Genomic DNA, 19,564 nt, shown 5'->3' on the forward strand with positions numbered 1-19,564 from the left:
TGGGCAATTGCTCACGAAGCAACGCGTGGATTTTTTCGTGTCCCGCGAGATCTTGGGGACGTTGCAGAGCCCGTTTCATCTGCCGTCTGGAGGCCAATTTCCGCCGCTACGCCGGCTAATACGTGCATCTGCAGCGAAGTTTATCAGGAAGCGGCGGGCACGCAGCTGGCTGTTGTGGCATCGATTCGAAGTGCGTCGCCGCCCTTCCTCGCGTCTCGCTTGTCCTCAATTTGTAGCTAGTGCGGAGTCAAGGCGTACATAGGCAGTTTGGCGACGGGCTTGTGGTGCCAGCCGTCGAAGCACCTAGCGATCTCACACAGCCAGTCCCGTCACCGTCGCCACCACGGCACTAGCCACCTGGCTCAGTTCGTTCTCTTTGATTCCGCGGGTAAACGATAAGCGCACCGCAGTATGAGCAAGTTCTGCTTCGTATCCCATCGCGGTCAGCACAGCTGACGGGTCGGTGTTTCCCGCTGAACAAGCTGAACCAGAAGAACAGAGCACGCCGCGTCGTTCAAGCTCAATCAGCACGGTCTCCCCTGCCGTACGCGGGAACACGAAGGAGACAATTCCGCCCACACGCTGCTGATCGTGGCCGGTCAGCTGAACCAGCCCTTCACCCTTTGCATCTAAATCCTTGGTAATTCTTTCAATCAGGTACTTGCCGTAGCCATCGCCCACACCGCTAGCGCGCTGTTCGGCGCAAACTTGCAAAGCACGGGCAATGCCCACCGCGGCCGCAGGATTTTCGGTACCCGAGCGCATCCCGCCTTGTTGTCCGCCACCGTGAAGTAGGGGCACCACTGGATACTGGTTTGAAAAGTAGAGCAGCCCACTACCCTTGAGCGCACCGATCTTATGACCGGATAAACTCATCGCATCCACATGCGAGGCAATCACAGCGAGGTCCAACCATCCGGCTGCCTGTACTGCGTCACTGTGCATGACTGCGCCCGCTGCCCGAGCTAGTTCAGAGACCTGGGCAATCGGCTGAATGGTGCCAACCTCATTGTTTACCGCCATCACCGAAACGACGGCGACGTGCTCATCGATGAGTTTTGCTGCTTGAATCAAATCCACTAGACCCGTACGGTCCACCGGAATCTCGCGGTGTTCAAATCCGTGGAATTGAACCAAATAGGCACAGGCCTCTAGCACTGCAGAATGCTCAATGGAGCTAGTGACCACAACTTTCCCGCGAGGACGAGCCAGAGCAGCCCCAATAATTGCGGTGTTATCCGCTTCGGTGCCTCCCGAGGTGAAGTAAATTTCACCTGACTGTACATCTAAGGAAGCTGCAACTTGAGTCCTCGCCCAATCATTGGCACGTTTAGCCTGTTGCCCTAGCTCATGAAGTGAGGCTGGGTTGCCGAAGTTGCTGGTGAGAAGTGGGGTTACTAAGTCCAGAACCTCTTGTCGCGCCGGCGCCGTGGATGCGGCATCCATATAGATCATGCAACAACCATATCGAGGCCAAGGTCAATGGCTTGCACCGAGTGGGTGATGGCGCCGGAAGAAATAATATCCACGCCGGTTTCAGCAATCGCTGCCACGGTGTCAGCGCGCACGTTGCCACTGGCTTCAATAGTCGCTTGGCCGTCAATGAGTTTGATCGCCGCTGGCAGGTCCGCCACCGCAAAGTTGTCCAGCATGATGATATCTACGCCCGCGGCAAGCACCGCAGGGATTTGGTCTATGGAGTCAACTTCAACTTCCATGGCTGTGGTGTGCCCTAACCGGGCACGCACTGACTTCAACGCGTTGGTCAGCTCCTCCCCATTGCCCAACAAGGCCAGATGGTTGTCTTTAGCCATGAAAGCTTCGGAAAGATTGTCTCGGTGGTTTACTCCACCTCCGCAACGTACTGCATAACGCTCCAAGACGCGTAGCCCTGGAGTGGTTTTCCGGGTATCTGCGATACGTGCCTGGGTGTGAGCCACAAGCGAGACCAGTTCACCGGTACTAGTAGCAATGGCACTCATCCGCTGCAAAAGATTCAACGCAACACGTTCTGCGGTCAGCACCGAAGCTGCAGGGCCACTGACCGTCAAAAGCTTGTCACCGGCCTTGAACTGGTGGCCTTCTTGGACTACCTGAACCACCTGGATCTCCGGATTGATCATCGTCATCGCTCGGGCGAACACGGTACCCCCGGCCAGAACGCCTGCTTCCCGTGCTCGCACTACCGCGGTAGCTTTTGCTCCAGCCGGCACGATGGTATCAGCGGTGATATCACCACGAGGATTATCCTCGGCAAAAGCGAACTCTAAGATGCGGTCAATAGCTGCGGTAGGCACCGGATGAACTGGTTGATTCACGCGTTTATTTCCTTATTCTGTGTACGGTTATCAGCTTGCTGGGTTTTGGCTAGACGAAACCCGTAGCGAATGGTTGAAGTATTAGATTCATGGACCGCATCGAGCCGGTGATGCGCACCGAGGCTACTAACCCTTTGTAGAGCTCCTTGGGCGATGAGCCGGGCTGTAACCCACAGGTTTGTCAGCTCAATCAACTCTCGTTGATCTTGGGCTACCGGGGCACTGCTCGTAAGTGCACGGTTCATTACTTCAAGGCCATCGCCTGTACGGTGCACACCTAGATGTTCACTAGCTAAAGCCTGCAATTGCGAAAGATCCAAGGGTGCATCGTTACGCGCGGGTGGCAGCTCACTGACTTGTAGCTGGGAAATATCGCAGGTCACTGAAAGATCATCACTGATCATGGAGTGCACCGATTTGCGTGCGAAAACCATAGCTTCAAGTAGTGAGTTACTTGCTAGGCGGTTTGCTCCGTGCACGGTGGTGTTTGCGCATTCACCCGCGGCATATAGTCCAGTCAGGCTGGTGCGCCCAAAGGAGTCGGTATAGATTCCGCCCATCCAATAATGCTGCGCGGCAACCACTTCCACAGGTTCCGTGGCCAGATCCAGCCCGGCTTTGGTGAGACGAGCGGTAATGGAAGGGAAACGTCGCTTCAGGAAACCAGTTCCGCGCTCAGCTTCCACCGCGCGGGCATCCAAAAATACTCGGTGCCCCGCAAGATTTTGACTGTGAATTGCACGAGCCACCACGTCCCTCGGAGCAAGCTCAGCGCGTTCATGAACCGCTGTCATGAAGCGTTCACCCTCTTCAGTGATCAGGATTGCGCCTTCACCGCGCACTGCCTCACTGATCATCCCGGCCTGTGGGTACTTAGCTGGGTCTACCAGCGTGGGGTGGAACTGAATAAATTCAGCGTCCGCTATCACCGCTCCGGCACGGGCGGCTAACCCAATGCCGTCGGCGGTGGCGCCCGCCGGGTTGGTGCTCGCCTTGTATAGCGTTCCCAATCCCCCGGTTGCCAGCAATACCGCATCGGCTTCGAGAACCAGTTCCTGCTGATCTTTGAGGTAGCGTACGCCGCGCAGTTGCTCATCAACGTATTCAAGCTCGGTAGCTAGCGCGTGCTCAATAATTTTGAGCTTCCCCGCCTCTTGAGCCAAGCGGACAGCCTGGCGCAGTGCGTCGATGAGCCCAGCACCGGTGGCATCTCCATCCACATGCAAGATTCGGTGTGCGCTATGCGCGGCTTCAAGGCCTAGCTGGTAGCTTCCGTCCGGGTTCTTATCAAAAGCCACCGAGTAGTCTTCGAGCGTTGAGACCAGTTCTCCGGCAGCAGCACACATCTGTTGTACCGCCGTTCTCCCGCAGTGTCCGGCACCGGCGTTTAATGAGTCGGTCACATGGGCATCAACGCTATCCCCGGCAGTCACACCCTGGGCAGTAACTGCCGAGAGTCCGCCTTGGGCGAGTTTACTGTTCCCGTCTCCCAAGGAATCTTTGGTCAGTACTGTCACTGACGAGCCAAGACGCACCGCTTCCAATACAGCGCTCAACCCGGCGGCACCGGAGCCGATAATAACTAATCGACGTCCGCTGGTTATGGTCATGGCTTAGCCGCGAGCATGCGCTCTAGGGCAATTTTTGCATCACCCTGCTGGCTCTCTGGAACCTGAATTCGGTTGACCACACGTCCGGCCACTAGTTCCTCTAACACCCAGGCAAGGTAGCCCGGGTGAATGCGGTACATCGTGGAGCAAGGACAGATCACCGGGTCGAGACAGAAAATGGTGTGCTGCGGGTATTCGGCAGCTAGACGGTTGACCATGTTGATCTCGGTACCAATGGCAAAAACGGTGGGCTCCGTAGCATCTGCAATAGCCCGGCGGATGTAGTCGGTGGATCCGGCTTCATCAGCAGCGTCCACTACTTCCATAGGGCACTCAGGGTGCACAATGACACGCACACCAGGGTAATCTTCACGAGCTTTCGTGATCTGACCTGGGTTGAATCGTTTGTGTACCGAGCAGAATCCGTGCCACAAGATCACCTGCGCTTCGCGCATAGTTTCTTCGCTGTTTCCGCCCAGCGCCTTGCGTGGAGTCCACATTGGCATCTTTTCCAATGGCACACCCATGGCCTTGGCGGTATTGCGTCCTAGGTGCTGGTCTGGGAAGAACAGCACACGGCGTCCGCGTTCAAAAGCCCATTCAAGGACGGTGGCAGCGTTGGAACTCGTGCAGACTAGTCCGCCATTTTTTCCTACGAATGCTTTGAGCTCTGCAGAACAATTCATGTACGTCACGGGAATGACGGGCATCCGCCCGTCATCTTCCTCGTCCTTGAACAGATCGGTCAGCTCATCCCAACACTGCTGGACGCTAGGCCCATCTGCCATATCCGCCATGGAGCAACCTGCGGCAAGATTGGGCAGGATCACTGCTTGTTCAGGTTTGGAGAGAATATCTGCGGTTTCTGCCATGAAGTGTACGCCGCAGAAGATGATCGCCTCGGCCTTGTCACGGGTCAGCGCCGCGTTGGCCAACTGGAAGGAATCTCCCACAAAGTCGGCGTACTGAACAACTTCATCGCGCTGGTAGAAGTGGCCAAGAATCACTGCACGTTCGCCGAGGGTTTCGCGGGCGGCACGAATGCGGGTATCGAGTTCTTCCACGCTTGCGGACTTGTACTCGGCAGGTAAACCACCTTGCACCGGGTAGCCCGAAGGAATCTTGTCTTCCTGTGAGGCACCAGGACCGTAGCCGGCCGGGGTATCCCATGGGTTGGTTGCCAGATCCGTGGAACACGTGGATCCTGGACCCACAAGGGTGAGCCGGGTAATGGTCGAGGAGAGAGTCTGTTCGCTCATTTGCTGGTATCTACTTCCATGGGATCGGGGCCGTGTCCGAGATACCGGTACAGCCTTGGCGGCCTATGCTTGCCGCCTGCTAAATATTCGTCGGTGGCCTCGATCGAGGCGGTATTATTCAATTGCCGGCGAAAGTTCGCCGGGTCAAGTTCTTTGCCGAGAATGGCTTCGTACACCAACCGCAACTGCGCGAGGGTGAATCTTTCGCCCAGGAGCCGGTGTGCGATCTGCCCATACTCGGTTTTATTCGCCAGTCGCCACAGTGCGTAGTCCACGATCTTTCGGTGGTCAAAGGCCATCTCTGCAATCTGTGGATCATCGACATCAAACCATGCGACGTTTTCATCGGGTACCCGCGTTCCTACCTCCTCGATATTCACCAAGGCGAAGTACGCAATGGTCACTAATCGGTGAGTTGGCGAACGGTCGGTGTCACCGAAGGTGTAGAGCTGTTCAAGGTAGCTCGGATGGAGTCCGGTGGTCTCGGCCAGGGTGCGTCCTGCCGCTTGTCCTAAAGACTCGCGTGAGCCCACAGGTCCACCGGGTAAAGCCCACGAACCCGCGTGGGGTTGGCGAATCCGTCGAACCAGCGGTAAGCAAAGCTTGCCTGGTCCGCCCTCGGGATCGCGTCGGATTCCGAGAATTACCGTGGACACCGCTAGGGCCGGCGGCAGGTTGCGCCGCTCGTCCACATTGGCCCATCCGGGTACCGATGACATGTTCTACGTACTTTCGTCTGGGTGTTGGGGTGCAAGGTGTGGCACTCCAAGTCGTTAGAGTCATTCTGACATTAACTGGAATGATACGCGAGCCACATCACTTTGTAGGCAGCTCGGCGCCACTAAATACGCATCAAAAGGTAAGTCTTGGAGACATTAGGCAGTTCGTAAAACACCGGCTGATCTGAGCAGGATCACACATCGAGGGAATCTTGCGTCGGTCTGAATACGACGAAGAAATATTTCTTCAACCCGTGTCGCCCGTCCTCAGCACCCGTCTACGAAGAGTTCAATATCAAGAGAAAATATGTGCATTCGTCTACGGACCCACGTCCTTTCACCTTGCTTTCTCCGCAATACTCGGCCAAAGACCGACAAGCGAGGCAGAGCACTGCAAAGTCGCCTAGGATCATGAGCATGAGTCTGGATCTATATCTTCGTGTGATTACCGCAAGCAATGAATCCGAAGCACGAGCGGTGCTTCTCATTCACGGTTTTGCCTCATCGGCCGAGATGAACTGGAACCGTTCACGCTGGGTTCAGCGCTTCCTTGACCAAGGAAGTGATGTCATCCTGCTTGACCTACCTGGACATGGAGAAGATCCATACCGCAACGAGGGAAGTTGGACTCCAACCCGAATCCGCGAAGCTATCGCGGCAGGACTCAAAGACCTCAATCTCGGACCAGTGGATGTGTTGGGCTACTCGCTCGGGGCACGCCTCGGCTGGGAATTCGCCGCTCACTTCCCACAGCTAGTTAACCGGCTAGTCATGGGTGGTCCGGCGAGTATCGATCCGCTGGCTGCTTTTGAAGTGGACCAGGCGCGCGCTTATATAGAGCGAGGCGAAGAAATACACGACGAATACACCGATAAGGTCATCAATATCGCTAAGTCAGAAAATGCCAACGACTTCAATGCGCTTTTCCGGCTTATTGAGGCGATCAAGACTGATCCATATATTCCGGCTTCCAAGGTTCCGGTCTGCCCGACGTTATTGGTGGCTGGCGATCACGATGATCTGGCCACCACCATGCCTCAGCTTCGCCGACTTCTAAAAAATGCTGGCACCGAGTCCGCCATTCATTGGCTCCCCGGACGCAATCACGCAAATGCTGTCACCAGCCGCGAGTTCAAAGAAAAGGCGCTGGAATTTTTCGCCAGCGCCTGATTAAAACAAAACCGGTGTCATGCTCGCATCCCCACGATGCGCGTGCCAGGCAGATCCTATCCCCATAGGATCTTTTGCCTAGCACGTGCACGACACCAATTTCGTCTGTTCCTACTCAAACACGAGTTACCGACAATTTGATTGCGTTGGAGCCAAGTTAACGCATAACGCGTTACTTATCACACTGGTACTCACACTTATTTCCAATAACATCAACTTCCGCGCCTGCACGCAGCAATCTATTCGCTGACATTATCTGAGTCCCGTCGGCAGATTAGAAGGTCATTAGCCGGCCTTAGGCCGACAATGTTTGCCTAAGATTTGCACACTATTCAGCGCGATTCAGTGGATTTTAAGAATCCTAATCGCTCGTTGAAAAGAATCACTTGAAATCGTTGCCTATCTCTATTTGAGTAGTTATCGTCGAGTTGTTGAGTGAACTTAATCCGCGCTCTGCTTCTGGTTTATTACTTCGCCAAATGGTCCAGATAAGGCATTGCGTGCTTCGCAGCTCACCATGATTACCCACGAACTCAACGCCATGACGGCCAAAAGTCCACAGAAGGTGCATGATGAAAAATAAACTCCCGCTCCTTGTTTCCCTGGGCGCACTCGCACTGCTGGCCACCTCTTGCGGAGCAGCCACCTCCGTGGCTACGAACCCAAGCAGCTCTACACCAGCAGCGTCAACAGCAACTTCCTCTCCAAGCACCTCTGCCCCGGTCTCGAAGTCTTCTTCACCCGCAACATCCACTACTGCCGATGACCGAATCACTGCCGATCAAATCATTCCAACGCTCTCGCGCCCAGACACCGACGAAGACATGCCACCAGCAGAAATCGATGACCCATCGATCAAACAAGTCAGTTTCCGAGCTCTTGCTTCTCTGGCGTACGCCGAACAATTCGCGGCGGTCAATGACGCAGGCGATCTTTGCTTAGTTGCCTGGGCCAACAGCGGAGACGGAGATGGAACGGCCAACCTGAGCGGACCAGGCATTGAATGCGACGATCCAGCCGAGGTGAAAGACGATGGACTGTCACTAAGAATCAAATCCAGCAAAGACAACCCGGGCGTAGTACTCAATATGTTGCCTCCGGACCTGACCGAAGACGTAGTCCGGACGGAACTGCTCAAGATTCCCGGTAATCACGAGGACCTACGTCCACCGGTGGAATTTGGTGCAACCGACTTTGGACTGGTTTCAGTGGCCATGCTCCCAGAAACCGCTGATGAGCTTGGCAAAATCAGCATTCCGCGACCGGATGGAACCTCGTTCGCTCTCGATCTAGACTAAGCCTGCTCTTCGGTGGCACCGCCTGCGGCTCGTTTACCGTGGCGCATAAACCAATAGTGTGAGATCCGGGGCTTCAGCCGGAGTCAGGTTATGTTGCTCATAACGGGTTAGCCCCTTCTCTGGGTGTTGAAACGTCCGTTCGCGAGTACCAAATCCGGCGACATCGCGTTCCTTCCAGATGGCCGCGAATTCCGCTGATGCCTCGGATACTCGCGCCACGATTCCGCTCTCTCCCGCCGGAGAAAGCCAGCCACGGGTTTCGGCGCGGAAGCTACCGACAAAACTTCGACTTTGCGCTTCCCAATCCGGAAGCATTTCGCGCAATTGGTCATCGGTAAAAACCAGCCACAAGAGATTTCTATCCGCCTCGTCCACTGAGGAGATACGGGGATAGAGCTTCGCATAGGCAGCGTTCCAGCCAATAATTTTCCAGTCGGCAGCAAGCAAGAACGCTGGGAAATCAAGGGCATCTAATAAACGTCTCAACGCAGGCGTGAATTCGCTGGTGATGTCCGGAGCCTTTTCACCATGGCCTCCCAAGGACAACAGGTAGGCACTCTCCACCGGCGTAAGTCTAAAGAGACGCGACAGCGAGTCGAGCACCTGACGTGAAGGGTTGATATCTCTGGCTTGCTCAAGCCATGTGTACCAGGTGACAGAAACTCCTGCCAGGGTCGCGACTTCCTCGCGGCGCAGTCCGCGCACACGGCTTCGGCCAACTTCCGGCAGCCCATGCGAGGCGCGTTCGGCACGTGCTCGGCGGTCTTTGAGGAATGCTGCTAGTTCCTCACGTCGGCGCTGACCTGCGTTCATCCTGGATCCTTTTTATCATGGTAGTACTACTACTAGTATCAACGCCGTCTGGGTCTAGGCACAAATCTATGATGAGATTTTAAAATGACCACATATCGCTCTCACACCATCACCCACGGCCGCAACATGGCAGGCGCCCGTGCGCTGCTTCGCGCAGCCGGCGTCAACGGCGCAGATCTAGGCCGCAAGCCAATCATTGCCGTAGCAAATAGCTTCACCGAATTCGTTCCAGGCCACACCCACCTGCAGCCTGTTGGTCGTATCGTCTCCGAGGCGATTATTGAAGCCGGTGGTATTCCCCGCGAATTTAACACCATCGCCGTAGATGACGGTATCGCCATGGGTCACGGTGGCATGCTCTACTCGTTGCCATCACGAGATCTGATTGCCGACTCGGTGGAGTACATGGTCAACGCCCACTGCGCGGATGCACTGATCTGTATCTCTAACTGTGACAAGATCACCCCAGGCATGCTCATGGCAGCCTTACGTTTGAATATCCCTACCGTGTTCGTTTCCGGTGGCCCTATGGAGTCCGGCCGCGCCACCTTGGTAGATGGCACCGTGCGCACCTTGGACCTAGTAGACGCCATCTCCGAGGCAGTCAATGAGAACGTCTCTGATGCAGACCTACTGCGTATCGAAGAATCCGCTTGCCCTACCTGTGGTTCATGCTCTGGCATGTTCACCGCAAACTCTATGAACTGCCTCACCGAGGCCATGGGCTTGGCTCTGCCAGGAAATGGCTCTACTCTGGCTACCCACACTGCACGCACCGCACTGTATCAAAATGCCGGTAAGACCATCGTGGATATCGCCAACCGTTACTATGCGGACAGCGACGAGACGGTACTGCCCCGCAATATCGCCACCATCGAGGCCTTCGGCAACGCGATGACCTTGGATATCGCCATGGGCGGCTCCACCAACACCATCTTGCACCTGCTGGCCGCCGCACATGAGGCCGGCGTTGAGTTTGGTTTAGAAGAAATCAATGAAATCTCTGGCCGGGTTCCTTGCCTTGCTAAGGTCGCTCCGAACTCCGCCGGAGCCGGGAAGATCTACTACATGGAAGATGTTCACCGTGCCGGTGGTATCCCAGCTATCCTGGGTGAGCTTCGCCGTGGTGGTCTCCTGGATGACACCGTTCACACGGTTCATGCAGCAACTATGGGCGAATGGCTAGACGAGTGGGACATCCGTGGCGGTAAAGCCAGCGAGGAAGCTCGCGAATTATGGCATGCCGCTCCAGGTGGCGTACGTTCTTCCACCGCCGGCTCACAGTCAGCGCGTTGGGAAGAACTAGACACTGACGCCGCCGAGGGTTGCATCCACTCGGTAGAGCACGCTTTCTCCCAAGATGGCGGACTGGCAGTACTGCGCGGCAACATCGCCGTAGATGGTGCGGTTGTTAAGACCGCCGGCGTAGACCCATCCATCTGGACCTTTAGCGGACCGGCAGTCGTCTGCGAGTCTCAGGATGAAGCAGTCGAGAAGATCCTCAACAAGCAGGTCAAGGCCGGCGACGTTGTAGTCATCCGTTATGAAGGTCCAAAGGGCGGTCCGGGCATGCAGGAAATGCTTTACCCGACCTCCTTCCTCAAGGGACGCGGTCTGGGTAAGACTTGCGCGCTCATCACCGATGGCCGCTTCTCCGGCGGCACCTCGGGACTTTCCATTGGACATGTCTCCCCCGAAGCAGCATCCGGTGGAATGATCGCCTTGGTAGAAGACGGGGACATTATCTCCATTGATATCCCAACCCGTGACCTCACGCTGAACGTCTCAGATGATGTCTTGGCAGAGCGCCGCGAGCGCCTGTTGGCAACTACCGGTTACCGTCCGGTCAGCCGCGAACGAGTGGTTTCCCCTGCGCTACGTGCATACGCAGCTATGGCGTTGTCCGCAGATAAGGGCGCCGTGCGCGACGTAGATCGTGTGGAGCGTGCGTTGCGCGAAGCTGATGAGCGCGCGGCAGCAGCCCTTCGAACTACCGAAACCGCCAAGGCCTAATTAGCCCGGTTTCTCAGTACGCAAAGACGCCCGTGATCTCCTAAGTATTTAGGACATCACGGGCGTTCGCGCGTTGTCGGACAGAATACGCAGTGCCTTATTTCCCCGGATCAGCCGGTTGCAGGCTCGCTATAACTTGTTGTGCACCGAGTTCTCCGGCTTTTGTTGGCAGTAGTGCAAATACGTGTAATTGGTCTGGGGCTTCGTGCCAGGTTACCGATACTCCAGCTGCTTCTGCTTTACGCCGCAGTTGATGAGCATCCGGGTTAAGCACATCTCTGGTGCCTACCACTATCGTCAGGGGGCCCAGCCCAACCATGTCTCCGGATAACGGACTCACTACCGGATCAGTCACATCATCTGAACCGCGCCAGGCTTCGGAAAGTACCCGGCCACCCGGAACCCCAAGCCACGGATCGCTGGGTTGCACGATATCAATTTCCGGATTGGTCCACGTGAGGTCCAGCGCAGGAGCGAGCAAGGTGATCCCCTGCAAGTCGATTCCCGCATCACGTAATTTCAATGCCGCGGATAGTGCAATTTGACCGCCAGAAGAATCACCGGCAATTCGGACCTGCTTTGTTGCTTCCGCTTCCGCACGGACCAGATTTACGGTTGTCTCGCAAACCTGACGCGCGTTGCCTAGCGGCAGGAGTGGGTATATAGGAACCACCACTCGTTGTCCGGTTTCCCGAGCAATGCGTGCAATGATCTGCCAATGCTGACTGGCAATCTCGTTGACCCAACCGCCGCCGTGAACGTACACCACTACGCAGTCCGTGCCGCGCCGTGAGAAAGTCTTCTTTGCCGGTTGTACGTCGTATACCGGCCATCCCGAAGGATCCGATAATCGGCGTTCTACGCGTACACCTCGAAGCCTTGCCGGGGGCCCAAAGGGAATGGGGCGTAGATAGCGTTTCTTGAGGTGTTTCCGAGCCCCTGCTTCGGTCACAAACGGCTTGTTGGCACCTATAGCTTTAAGCGCCAGCGGGATTACGGACTCAGGCACGGTGAGGCCCATAGGTATCCTTTCAAGCATTTATTGGCTAGCTATGCTTACCCTACTGAAGTGCACAGATGATGGTGAGCATCCATGATCCATTTCGGCAGCTCGTCGTGAGAGCTCCCTAGACAACAAATGGTTCTTCTCAGATCCACCACGCACACAGGATTCAAACAGCTAGTTTCTACTTTCCGCACCCTAAAACATCTGCCAGCTTGATTCCATAGGGGCATCACGAGACTGACCTGTGGTATGAAAATCCATAACGATTAGGTAAAGCTCACTAATTAGCGTGTTTATACCTAGAATTTACCAAACGATTTGGTTCGATAGGGTGGTGAAAAGAGCCGCTCTATGAGTCAACGCCGCGTATTCCGCCGCTTCATCCTGCCCACCGTCTGGTTACTGATAGGCGCACTGATTGCCGTCAGCCTCGTGAAACTCGCCTTTACCGGCAGTGCCTCGGCCCAAGACGACCAGCTATACCCCACCGGCGAAGTACCTGCCGAAACCGTCATGGTGGAAACCTCTACCATCGAGAACACGCTGAAAATTGCCGGCACCATCAAGCTCCTAGAATCACAGTCGCTTAATGCCCCGGCAGATGGCGTGGTCAATTGGGCCTTCGTGAAACCCGGGGACAACGTGAGCAAGGGAGATCGCATCTTCCAGATGCTTATCGAAACCATGCCCGAGGCCACCGACCAGGTTGATTCCGAGGTTGACTCCGATGCAGCCACCGATCAGGTTTCTTCGAGCTCCGGGAAGCCTGTAGTGAGCTACCGCGATATCTACGCACCAGCCACCGGCAAGGTCACCAAGTTTGATATTGAGCTAAATGATGAAGTCACCAAGGGCGCAGACCTGGCCAAGGTGCAGCCGCAAAACTTCACCGCGGTCGGCACCATCAATCCTTTGGACCGTTACCGACTCACCGATTCAACTCTGGAAGCTACGGTCACCATCGATGGTGGACCAGAACCTTTCACCTGCAAAAACCTGCGGGTAGGTGACACTTCCGCCCCATCCTCCGATTCTTCCAAGGATCAAGATTCGGATGCAGGTATGGAGACCATGAGCGGTCAATCCCAGACTGAGAACAGCTCGGGTAGCGAGATCTCCTGCGAGGTTCCAGCGGATATCGTCGTTTTTGACGGGCTCACCATGAACATGGACATCGAGGCGGGATCCGCTGAGAACGTGTTGACCGTACCGGTCAGTACCGTGCGTGGATTGGTAGGTCAGGGCGCGGTCTGGCGACTGGACGAGAATGGCAAGGAAATCCGCACCGAAGTTGAACTTGGTGTTACCGACGGCAAAATCATCGAGGTCATTTCCGGGCTTAAAGCCGAGAGTGAAGTACTGCGCTACGTTCCAGGGTCAGATCCAGTTCCAGATCAGGAATTTGATGAGGAAATGGGAATGGAGATCTACCCCTGATGAGCGCAGCTCAGCTGCTACAGCTCACAGATGTCACCCGCAGCGTGCTGTTGCCTGATGACAGCCAGCTACACATCCTCAATGGAATCAACCTGACCGTCACCGAAGGCGATCACATCGCCATTGTGGGACGCTCCGGTACTGGCAAATCTACCCTGCTCAACATCCTTGGATTATTGGACCGTCCTACCTCCGGAACCGTTGCTTGGCGCGGTAAAGATGCTTCCGGGCTCAGTGCCAGGCGTGCAGCCGCCGCCCGCGGACGAGACCTGGGGTTTGTGTTCCAGCAATTCAACTTGTTGCCCGGGCGAACCGCCCTGGAAAACGTGATGGCACCGCTGATGTACGCCAGCGGACGCGACTTCTGGCAACGACGCAAGTTGGCCAGCGAGGCACTTGACCGCGTGGGGCTTGGCAGCAGACTCGATTCGATGCCGCAAACCCTCTCGGGAGGCGAACAACAACGTGTGGCCATCGCGCGCGCATTGGTGCGCCGGCCACGTGTGGTGCTGGCCGATGAGCCCACCGGCGCGCTAGATGTATCTACCGGGCGTGCGGTCATGGAATTACTGGACGCTGCCACCGTTGACTCCGGAGCTGCTCTCATCACCATTACTCATGATGCCAATGTGGCGGCACTGGCTCGCCAACAGTTCCGTCTTGAATCCGGGTTACTTCATCCGCTAAGTCTGGAGGTTGCCTAATGAATAACCTTGCACACATGGCTACCGGATTTGTTGCTGCCTTGCTCGAAGCTTGGCAAGAGTTGCGCATTCACAAGCTACGGGTACTGCTCTCACTCATCGGTGTCACTATCGCTGTGGCCTCACTGACTACCGCGGTGGCCGGCGCCTCGATGGCAAAACAAATGATGACCGAACAGCTCGAACGTCAGGGACGTCCGGCATTGATCTCCACCTATGCCATGGATCCTTCAGGCCAAGGAATCCCGCGTAGCTCGGCAGAAGTTTCGCAGGCTTTCGCCAAGACTAGCGAACGCTTCAATATTGAATACACTTCAATGATTGGGCGAACCTACGGGCCGCAGGCCTCCTATCAGGGCCTGAACGCTGAGACCACCGTTCAAGTAGTTGACCCTAGTTATGGGCCAATGCACCGCATCTTCGCCCAGCACGGACGCTGGCTGGAATCCGAGGACGCAAAGAACCTTTCTCCGGCGGTAGTAGTAGACAAAGGATTGTTCACCGAGCTGGGACTAGATAAGGGTTCTTTGCCGGCGACCATCGATTTAAAGAGCGGCGGCGATACCGTATCGGTGACGGTGATTGGGGCGACCTCCACCAGAGATATGGGAATGGGCGGAGAATTATGGATGTTGCCACAAACCTATGAGCATTGGTTTGCATCAAGCGCGCCGCTGGATGACGTCAGTTATGTCATGTGGGTTCCCATCGAAGGATCTGAAGAATTAGCCTTCGAATTTGCGCGACAGATGCGCGCGGAATTGCCTGGCTACATGGTGGATTCTAATCGTCAGGATTACTTGGCGTGGGGTGCCGACGAAACTCTGTCACAGCTGAGCCTGGTGGTCGGTGGGATCTCAGGGATCATCTTGCTCTTGGGATCACTCAGCCTGCTCAACGTGGCAATGGTGACCATGAAGCAGAGAATCCGCGAGGTCGGTATTCGTCGAAGCTTCGGCGCCACCACCGGACGCATCTTCTTCTCGGTGATGATGGAAAGTGTTGTAGCCACGGCCGTGGCCGGCGGACTCGGCGTGATGATCTCCGTAGCCCTGGTGACAAATCCGAAGCTGATCAACTCCGTGCTGGCCATGGGGATAGATGACATGCCAGGTTTCCCGGTGGATGCAGCCCTGCTGGGCATGGGAGTTTCCATCGCCGTCGGAGCGCTCACCGGTGTGCTGCCTGCGCTGGTAGCGGCCCGGGTACGTATTGTGGACGCGATCCGCGTTTGATTCATTGGAGTTCTGGAGCTGAGGGCACCTTCTGGGAAAACAAGTCCTAGTCGGTGCCCTCACTTTTCCACTGAACAGCACGGGCAATTAACGGCTACTGGAACTGCTCCTACTAACTTAGCTCTTCAAAGATCGCGTTCCGGAGAAGTTTTTTGCGCTCGTCGCCGTTACTCCGGACCCCTCAGCAGTATCCTGTGGTCACATAGCATCGTCGGGAAGATCATGGCACCCCGCGGGGTCTAAACAGCGCGAAGCAAGGTCACCCTCGAAGTAAATAAGCATCCTTCGGTAGTGGCGTAAACCTAGCATTGGTTACCCCAGACTGGCAGGGAATTTCACTCCCCGTAACGCTCAGACTTCGCGACGGCAACGTGCAAGGACTGGGAACCGGTAATAGCGGTGACACCGTGGATATCCAACGGCAAGGAAGCACAGTTAGTCTTGGGTCAGTCAACACCAAAGGCAACTTCGTCAAGAACAGAAAAACAGTAGTACTTAACGCCAGCATCACAACGTCCACAGTCACCATAGCCGGGGTCCCCAAGACCGTGATCACCCTGACGGTAGGGGCACCCACCAGCGGATCGAGGAGCCTACGGATTTCAGGCACAGCAGCGACTATGGTGTGGACGCCGTCCTCATCAGTCACGAGCCTCTCAGGAGTTGCCAGCTCACTGATTCCGACGAATGAGACCGGGACTTTGGACAGGGATTTCTAAGTCAGCTGCGAGCGCGCTCCACAATAAGGTTCATTCAAAGTCGAAAGAATTTTCACTCGGCGACCTTCAACCGAGCACATATGGTTCCAATTCTTTGGACTACTACGCGCGAACTCGGACTACACGCGTAGAATTTTTAGGATTCTTCCAGCCCTGCCGTGTATTGAGGAAGATTATTCGTTTCCGCTAGTCCTGCACAGGCTTCTTTGGGGTCTCATGTCGTCGTTAATGACGGTGGCTGCGGGAGAAAAGCAAAGGCTCGCGGCATCTCGTTCCACTACTTTGCAACCTCAAGAGATTCGAAATCGTGGGATGTAGGAGATTACGTTATCTACTCCGAGGTAAAACCGGACGACGAAAAAGAAGTTTGTTAGGCAAGTCCTTTGCGCCAAAAAAGTTCGACTATTCTTCTGGCAACATATCGGGTCCACGACGGTCCAAAAGATAATCTGAGCCATTGGACGCAAGCAGAACCTTTGGGCGGGATAGGGAACTATCACTCAATATTTTCCTGAAATATTTTGGCCGACGGCTAGGGCTTGCAACTGGCCAAATCGATTCGCTCATCTCACAGAACTTGAACACTGGCCCGTATGGGTCACGCGTGCCGCGCATCAGCTATCGGTTCTTCTCACAAGAATTAGGCCACCTCTTGGTGCAGGCTTCATCCTTGGGGAAATCATTGATCTAACCGGGACGCCATCGCGATTGAAAGTCGTCTGGATGAAGAGAACAGCTTGGAATTCCCTTGGACATGATGAATCCGCACTTCAACGAGAGTGGTAGAAATATAAATGGCTTAAATTCGGGGTTTCATACCTTTATTCGATGACAGGAAATGCGGTTAATCTCTTCGAACTTTCGGTCAACCTTTTAGCTCGTCTGCTCAGACCCGCTGGTCCGAGCGGAATACTGATATTTCTGCCGATACATTGAGGCATCAGCCTCGGCAATGCACTGCTCAAGGTTGGTCCGGCCTGGCTGAGCTGAACAATATCCCATGGCGACAGCGATCCCGGCGTCTTCCAAGGCCTCGGCAAATGCTGAGAAATATGATTCCGTATGGGATGGAGGCACTCCGTTGGCCAAAATCATGAACTCATCGCCTCCGTATCGGGCGACACGGCATGATTCGGTGCTCTTATCCCTCAGGATCTCGCCAGTACGTTGCAACAAATTGTCTCCAGCGATATGGCCTTGAATGTCGTTTACCTCCTTGAGCCCATTGAGGTCTATCACCGCGACAGAGACGGCATCTCCGAACGCTTCAAGGCGTTCTTGAGCATCATCGGTGATCTTGTCCCAGCCGCGACGGTTGAGCAGTCCAGTCAAAGCGTCTGTTTGCGCCAAAGCGTCGGATAGTTCGCTATTTCTCCGCTCCCTATCAGCTACTCTCGCGAGCTTCAATTGAGCAGATAGAAGTGAACTAATCAGAGCAACGAGTTCTTCATCTATTTTCTCTTCCTCAGTGAGCGGATCGGTGCGCACCCCGCACAGGACACCAAACATCTCATCCCGGTCATCACTGATGGTGTAACCGGCATAAGCACCCACCTTGGCTGAAAATCGCATACTCGAATAGTCGGGATCTAGAAGTGTATTTCCCACAACATGAGCAGCACCATTGGCCATTCGACTGCACAACGATTCTTCCCACTCAACACGTTGACCAGTCGTGAGCAACTGATCCGGCTCAACGTGCAGGTGGACCTGTTCTCCATCGATCACGCGAGAAACAGACCAGTCTGTCAGCGGGGTATGTGCTTTAAGATAAGCAATAGCTTGCTCTGCAGAATCGGTGAATATCTGGGCACCGTTGAATGCCTGTGTATCTTCCGCGATGAGTGTCATCTTAGGCTTTATCCTCCATACGGCTCTGACGAGAACATGCAATTAGGGTCATGAATTGAATCCAACATACCCTCTGCTTGGGAAAGGGATTCGGGTGCTATACCCAATCCAACTACCCGAATAGCAATTATTAGGATTTTACTCGATGGTGACCGTTGGATTGGCGAAAATTCCCATACGCCGATACGTTCCCGTTCACGGTTGACGAGGCAGATCTGTTGCCCCCCAAAAAAATACCTAATATGCAGATTGACCCGCTGAGATAATTTTGTGAAGAGAGTAGGCGAGCCAGAGATAAATGTATGAGTTTCAACGGTAGCTCGCTTCGCAGGATGTATCTGAGCTGGCCGTCGCAGTCGGCCCAACAACGGTTGGCGTCCTTGCAAGGCTAATAATAGGGTTGCGTACTTCGCCTGCGCCGGGACCGCAAACACCATAGTAGTGAGCGTTAGATGTCTGAAGAGGAAGTAGTCGACCTCGGGCCAGAAACTGGTCCAGGAAACACTAAACGATCCGGTGACCTCGCCGACTCGGACCGTGGGCAGCCTTGGCATCAACTTCCGAACACCGGTGTTGAGTCTCTTTCCGACTTACCGGCCAATATAGGCCGCATATTCCTGCGCGCTGCCGTATTGTTCATGAGAATTTCCTGAATTTATAAACTCCTTTGCACATGCGAAGTCCACCCTGTGTGATCGGTCAGAGTTATGACAGCGCTTCACCTGTCCGCTCTACCAATGCTTCGACAATAAATTTGACGATTTCACGGCACCATGTAATTCCCAGAAATCACCTATGTAGTGGCACTCTTTCTTGTTCAAGCTGACGATTGAGCGTGTCGGACGGTTATTGCATTCGTTGCAACTTGACCTCTGTCATTCCCCTGAGCTGCATAGAGCACGCCTTTTTGTTCCAGATGCTCGGTTTATGATCGAGATGTGAACTCATACGGCGTACATAGTTGAATAACCTTTTCGCGAGGTAGAGTAAAGCGTTCCGGGGATTCCCCGGAACGCTTTCTCACAATTTCAGCCATCTAGGCCCAAAAACTAGCTGGATTTATGAAGTTGGCGGTTATCTGGTCGCTCGTGCTTTGTGGTGGTGCCTACCGGATTCAGAGCACCCCATTTCACTTGACTGACTCTGGGTCGACTCGGCGAGCCCCAATCCAGGCTCAATCGCAGGTGACCTGGTTCGTGCCGGAAATTCTGCATTCCTCGCGGCGGGAATCCTTTCGCTCCCGGACTTGAACATGGATGCGCCGCAAACTGGAAAGAAGACCCGACGCCGTTACCGCGGTCCGATGGTGCATTCACGCAGCAGCCTCGGCGCGACGTTCGGCTGAGGTTCAAGCCCGCGGATGATGACACAGTTCTAAAAGTGTTTGCCACCGTCGCTCATTGAATCCTTGT

14 protein-coding genes are annotated in these 19,564 nt (G+C 55.0%); 6 read left to right on the forward strand and 8 right to left on the reverse strand.

Annotated features, from left to right (window positions below):
- Positions 1–312: 312 nt before the first annotated feature.
- Genes CQ011_RS03940 through CQ011_RS03960 form a run of 5 tightly spaced genes read right to left on the reverse strand, consistent with a single transcriptional unit; the run spans position 313 to position 5,906 of the window.
- Positions 313–1,455, reverse strand: coding sequence for a cysteine desulfurase family protein (locus tag CQ011_RS03940; RefSeq protein WP_105674786.1), 1,143 nt, complete (start codon positions 1,453–1,455; stop codon positions 313–315).
- Complete coding sequence (gene nadC, locus CQ011_RS03945) at positions 1,452–2,318, reverse strand: carboxylating nicotinate-nucleotide diphosphorylase (protein WP_105674788.1); 867 nt, start codon at positions 2,316–2,318, stop codon at positions 1,452–1,454. Before nadC ends, CQ011_RS03940 begins: the two co-directional genes overlap by 4 nt.
- Positions 2,315–3,928, reverse strand: a complete 1,614-nt coding sequence (nadB, locus tag CQ011_RS03950) for an L-aspartate oxidase (RefSeq protein WP_105674790.1) — start codon at positions 3,926–3,928, stop codon at positions 2,315–2,317. Before nadB ends, nadC begins: the two co-directional genes overlap by 4 nt.
- Positions 3,925–5,187, reverse strand: a complete 1,263-nt coding sequence (gene nadA, locus CQ011_RS03955; RefSeq protein ID WP_105674792.1) for a quinolinate synthase NadA — start codon at positions 5,185–5,187, stop codon at positions 3,925–3,927. Before nadA ends, nadB begins: the two co-directional genes overlap by 4 nt.
- On the reverse strand, positions 5,184–5,906 hold the full coding sequence (locus tag CQ011_RS03960; protein ID WP_105674794.1) for an NUDIX hydrolase: 723 nt from the start codon (positions 5,904–5,906) through the stop codon (positions 5,184–5,186). The genes nadA and CQ011_RS03960 overlap by 4 nt, the downstream gene beginning before the upstream one ends.
- 417 nt (positions 5,907–6,323) lie before the next feature.
- Between CQ011_RS03960 and CQ011_RS03965 the strand changes: the two genes are divergently transcribed.
- Complete coding sequence (locus CQ011_RS03965) at positions 6,324–7,076, forward strand: alpha/beta fold hydrolase (protein WP_181147979.1); 753 nt, start codon at positions 6,324–6,326, stop codon at positions 7,074–7,076.
- A gap of 572 nt (positions 7,077–7,648) precedes the next feature.
- A complete protein-coding gene (locus CQ011_RS03970) occupies positions 7,649–8,374 on the forward strand; it encodes a hypothetical protein (protein ID WP_105674798.1) in 726 nt (241 codons plus the stop codon).
- A 33-nt stretch (positions 8,375–8,407) separates the two neighbouring features.
- Here CQ011_RS03970 and CQ011_RS03975 read toward each other — a convergent pair whose 3' ends face one another.
- Positions 8,408–9,187 carry a helix-turn-helix transcriptional regulator gene (locus CQ011_RS03975; RefSeq protein ID WP_105674800.1) on the reverse strand — a complete coding sequence of 260 codons (780 nt, stop codon included), beginning with the start codon at positions 9,185–9,187 and terminating at the stop codon, positions 8,408–8,410.
- An 84-nt stretch (positions 9,188–9,271) separates the two neighbouring features.
- Between CQ011_RS03975 and ilvD the strand changes: the two genes are divergently transcribed.
- Positions 9,272–11,200 carry a dihydroxy-acid dehydratase gene (gene ilvD / locus CQ011_RS03980; protein ID WP_105674802.1) on the forward strand — a complete coding sequence of 643 codons (1,929 nt, stop codon included), beginning with the start codon at positions 9,272–9,274 and terminating at the stop codon, positions 11,198–11,200.
- A 97-nt stretch (positions 11,201–11,297) separates the two neighbouring features.
- Here ilvD and CQ011_RS03985 read toward each other — a convergent pair whose 3' ends face one another.
- Positions 11,298–12,221, reverse strand: coding sequence for an alpha/beta hydrolase fold domain-containing protein (locus CQ011_RS03985; protein WP_105674804.1), 924 nt, complete (start codon positions 12,219–12,221; stop codon positions 11,298–11,300).
- A 336-nt stretch (positions 12,222–12,557) separates the two neighbouring features.
- Between CQ011_RS03985 and CQ011_RS03990 the strand changes: the two genes are divergently transcribed.
- From CQ011_RS03990 to CQ011_RS04000, 3 genes are read left to right on the forward strand one after another with little or no spacing between them, the layout of a single operon-like run.
- Complete coding sequence (locus tag CQ011_RS03990) at positions 12,558–13,643, forward strand: efflux RND transporter periplasmic adaptor subunit (protein WP_105674806.1); 1,086 nt, start codon at positions 12,558–12,560, stop codon at positions 13,641–13,643.
- Positions 13,643–14,347, forward strand: a complete 705-nt coding sequence (locus CQ011_RS03995; protein ID WP_105674808.1) for an ABC transporter ATP-binding protein — start codon at positions 13,643–13,645, stop codon at positions 14,345–14,347. Before CQ011_RS03990 ends, CQ011_RS03995 begins: the two co-directional genes overlap by 1 nt.
- Complete coding sequence (locus CQ011_RS04000; RefSeq protein ID WP_105674810.1) at positions 14,347–15,582, forward strand: ABC transporter permease; 1,236 nt, start codon at positions 14,347–14,349, stop codon at positions 15,580–15,582. The genes CQ011_RS03995 and CQ011_RS04000 overlap by 1 nt, the downstream gene beginning before the upstream one ends.
- Positions 15,583–17,174: 1,592 nt before the next feature.
- Here CQ011_RS04000 and CQ011_RS04005 read toward each other — a convergent pair.
- On the reverse strand, positions 17,175–18,152 hold the full coding sequence (locus tag CQ011_RS04005) for a GGDEF domain-containing protein (RefSeq protein WP_105674812.1): 978 nt from the start codon (positions 18,150–18,152) through the stop codon (positions 17,175–17,177).
- Positions 18,153–19,564: the final 1,412 nt, after the last annotated feature.

The organism is Arthrobacter sp. MYb213, assembly GCF_002979915.1.
Taxonomy (GTDB): Bacteria; Actinomycetota; Actinomycetes; order Actinomycetales; family Micrococcaceae; genus Glutamicibacter.

What these genes read in the sequence shown, in the direction of transcription:
- CQ011_RS03940 (WP_105674786.1), bottom strand. Translation starts at nt 1,455, where the DNA reads ATGATCTATATGGATGCCGCATCCACGGCGCCGGCGCGACAAGAGGTT.
- nadB (WP_105674790.1), bottom strand. Translation starts at nt 3,928, where the DNA reads ATGACCATAACCAGCGGACGTCGATTAGTTATTATCGGCTCCGGTGCC.
- nadA (WP_105674792.1), bottom strand. Translation starts at nt 5,187, where the DNA reads ATGAGCGAACAGACTCTCTCCTCGACCATTACCCGGCTCACCCTTGTG.
- CQ011_RS03960 (WP_105674794.1), bottom strand. Translation starts at nt 5,906, where the DNA reads ATGTCATCGGTACCCGGATGGGCCAATGTGGACGAGCGGCGCAACCTG.
- CQ011_RS03965 (WP_181147979.1), top strand. Translation starts at nt 6,324, where the DNA reads ATGAGTCTGGATCTATATCTTCGTGTGATTACCGCAAGCAATGAATCC.
- CQ011_RS03970 (WP_105674798.1), top strand. Translation starts at nt 7,649, where the DNA reads ATGAAAAATAAACTCCCGCTCCTTGTTTCCCTGGGCGCACTCGCACTG.
- CQ011_RS03975 (WP_105674800.1), bottom strand. Translation starts at nt 9,187, where the DNA reads ATGAACGCAGGTCAGCGCCGACGTGAGGAACTAGCAGCATTCCTCAAA.
- ilvD (WP_105674802.1), top strand. Translation starts at nt 9,272, where the DNA reads ATGACCACATATCGCTCTCACACCATCACCCACGGCCGCAACATGGCA.
- CQ011_RS03985 (WP_105674804.1), bottom strand. Translation starts at nt 12,221, where the DNA reads ATGGGCCTCACCGTGCCTGAGTCCGTAATCCCGCTGGCGCTTAAAGCT.
- CQ011_RS03990 (WP_105674806.1), top strand. Translation starts at nt 12,558, where the DNA reads ATGAGTCAACGCCGCGTATTCCGCCGCTTCATCCTGCCCACCGTCTGG.
- CQ011_RS03995 (WP_105674808.1), top strand. Translation starts at nt 13,643, where the DNA reads ATGAGCGCAGCTCAGCTGCTACAGCTCACAGATGTCACCCGCAGCGTG.
- CQ011_RS04000 (WP_105674810.1), top strand. Translation starts at nt 14,347, where the DNA reads ATGAATAACCTTGCACACATGGCTACCGGATTTGTTGCTGCCTTGCTC.
- CQ011_RS04005 (WP_105674812.1), bottom strand. Translation starts at nt 18,152, where the DNA reads ATGACACTCATCGCGGAAGATACACAGGCATTCAACGGTGCCCAGATA.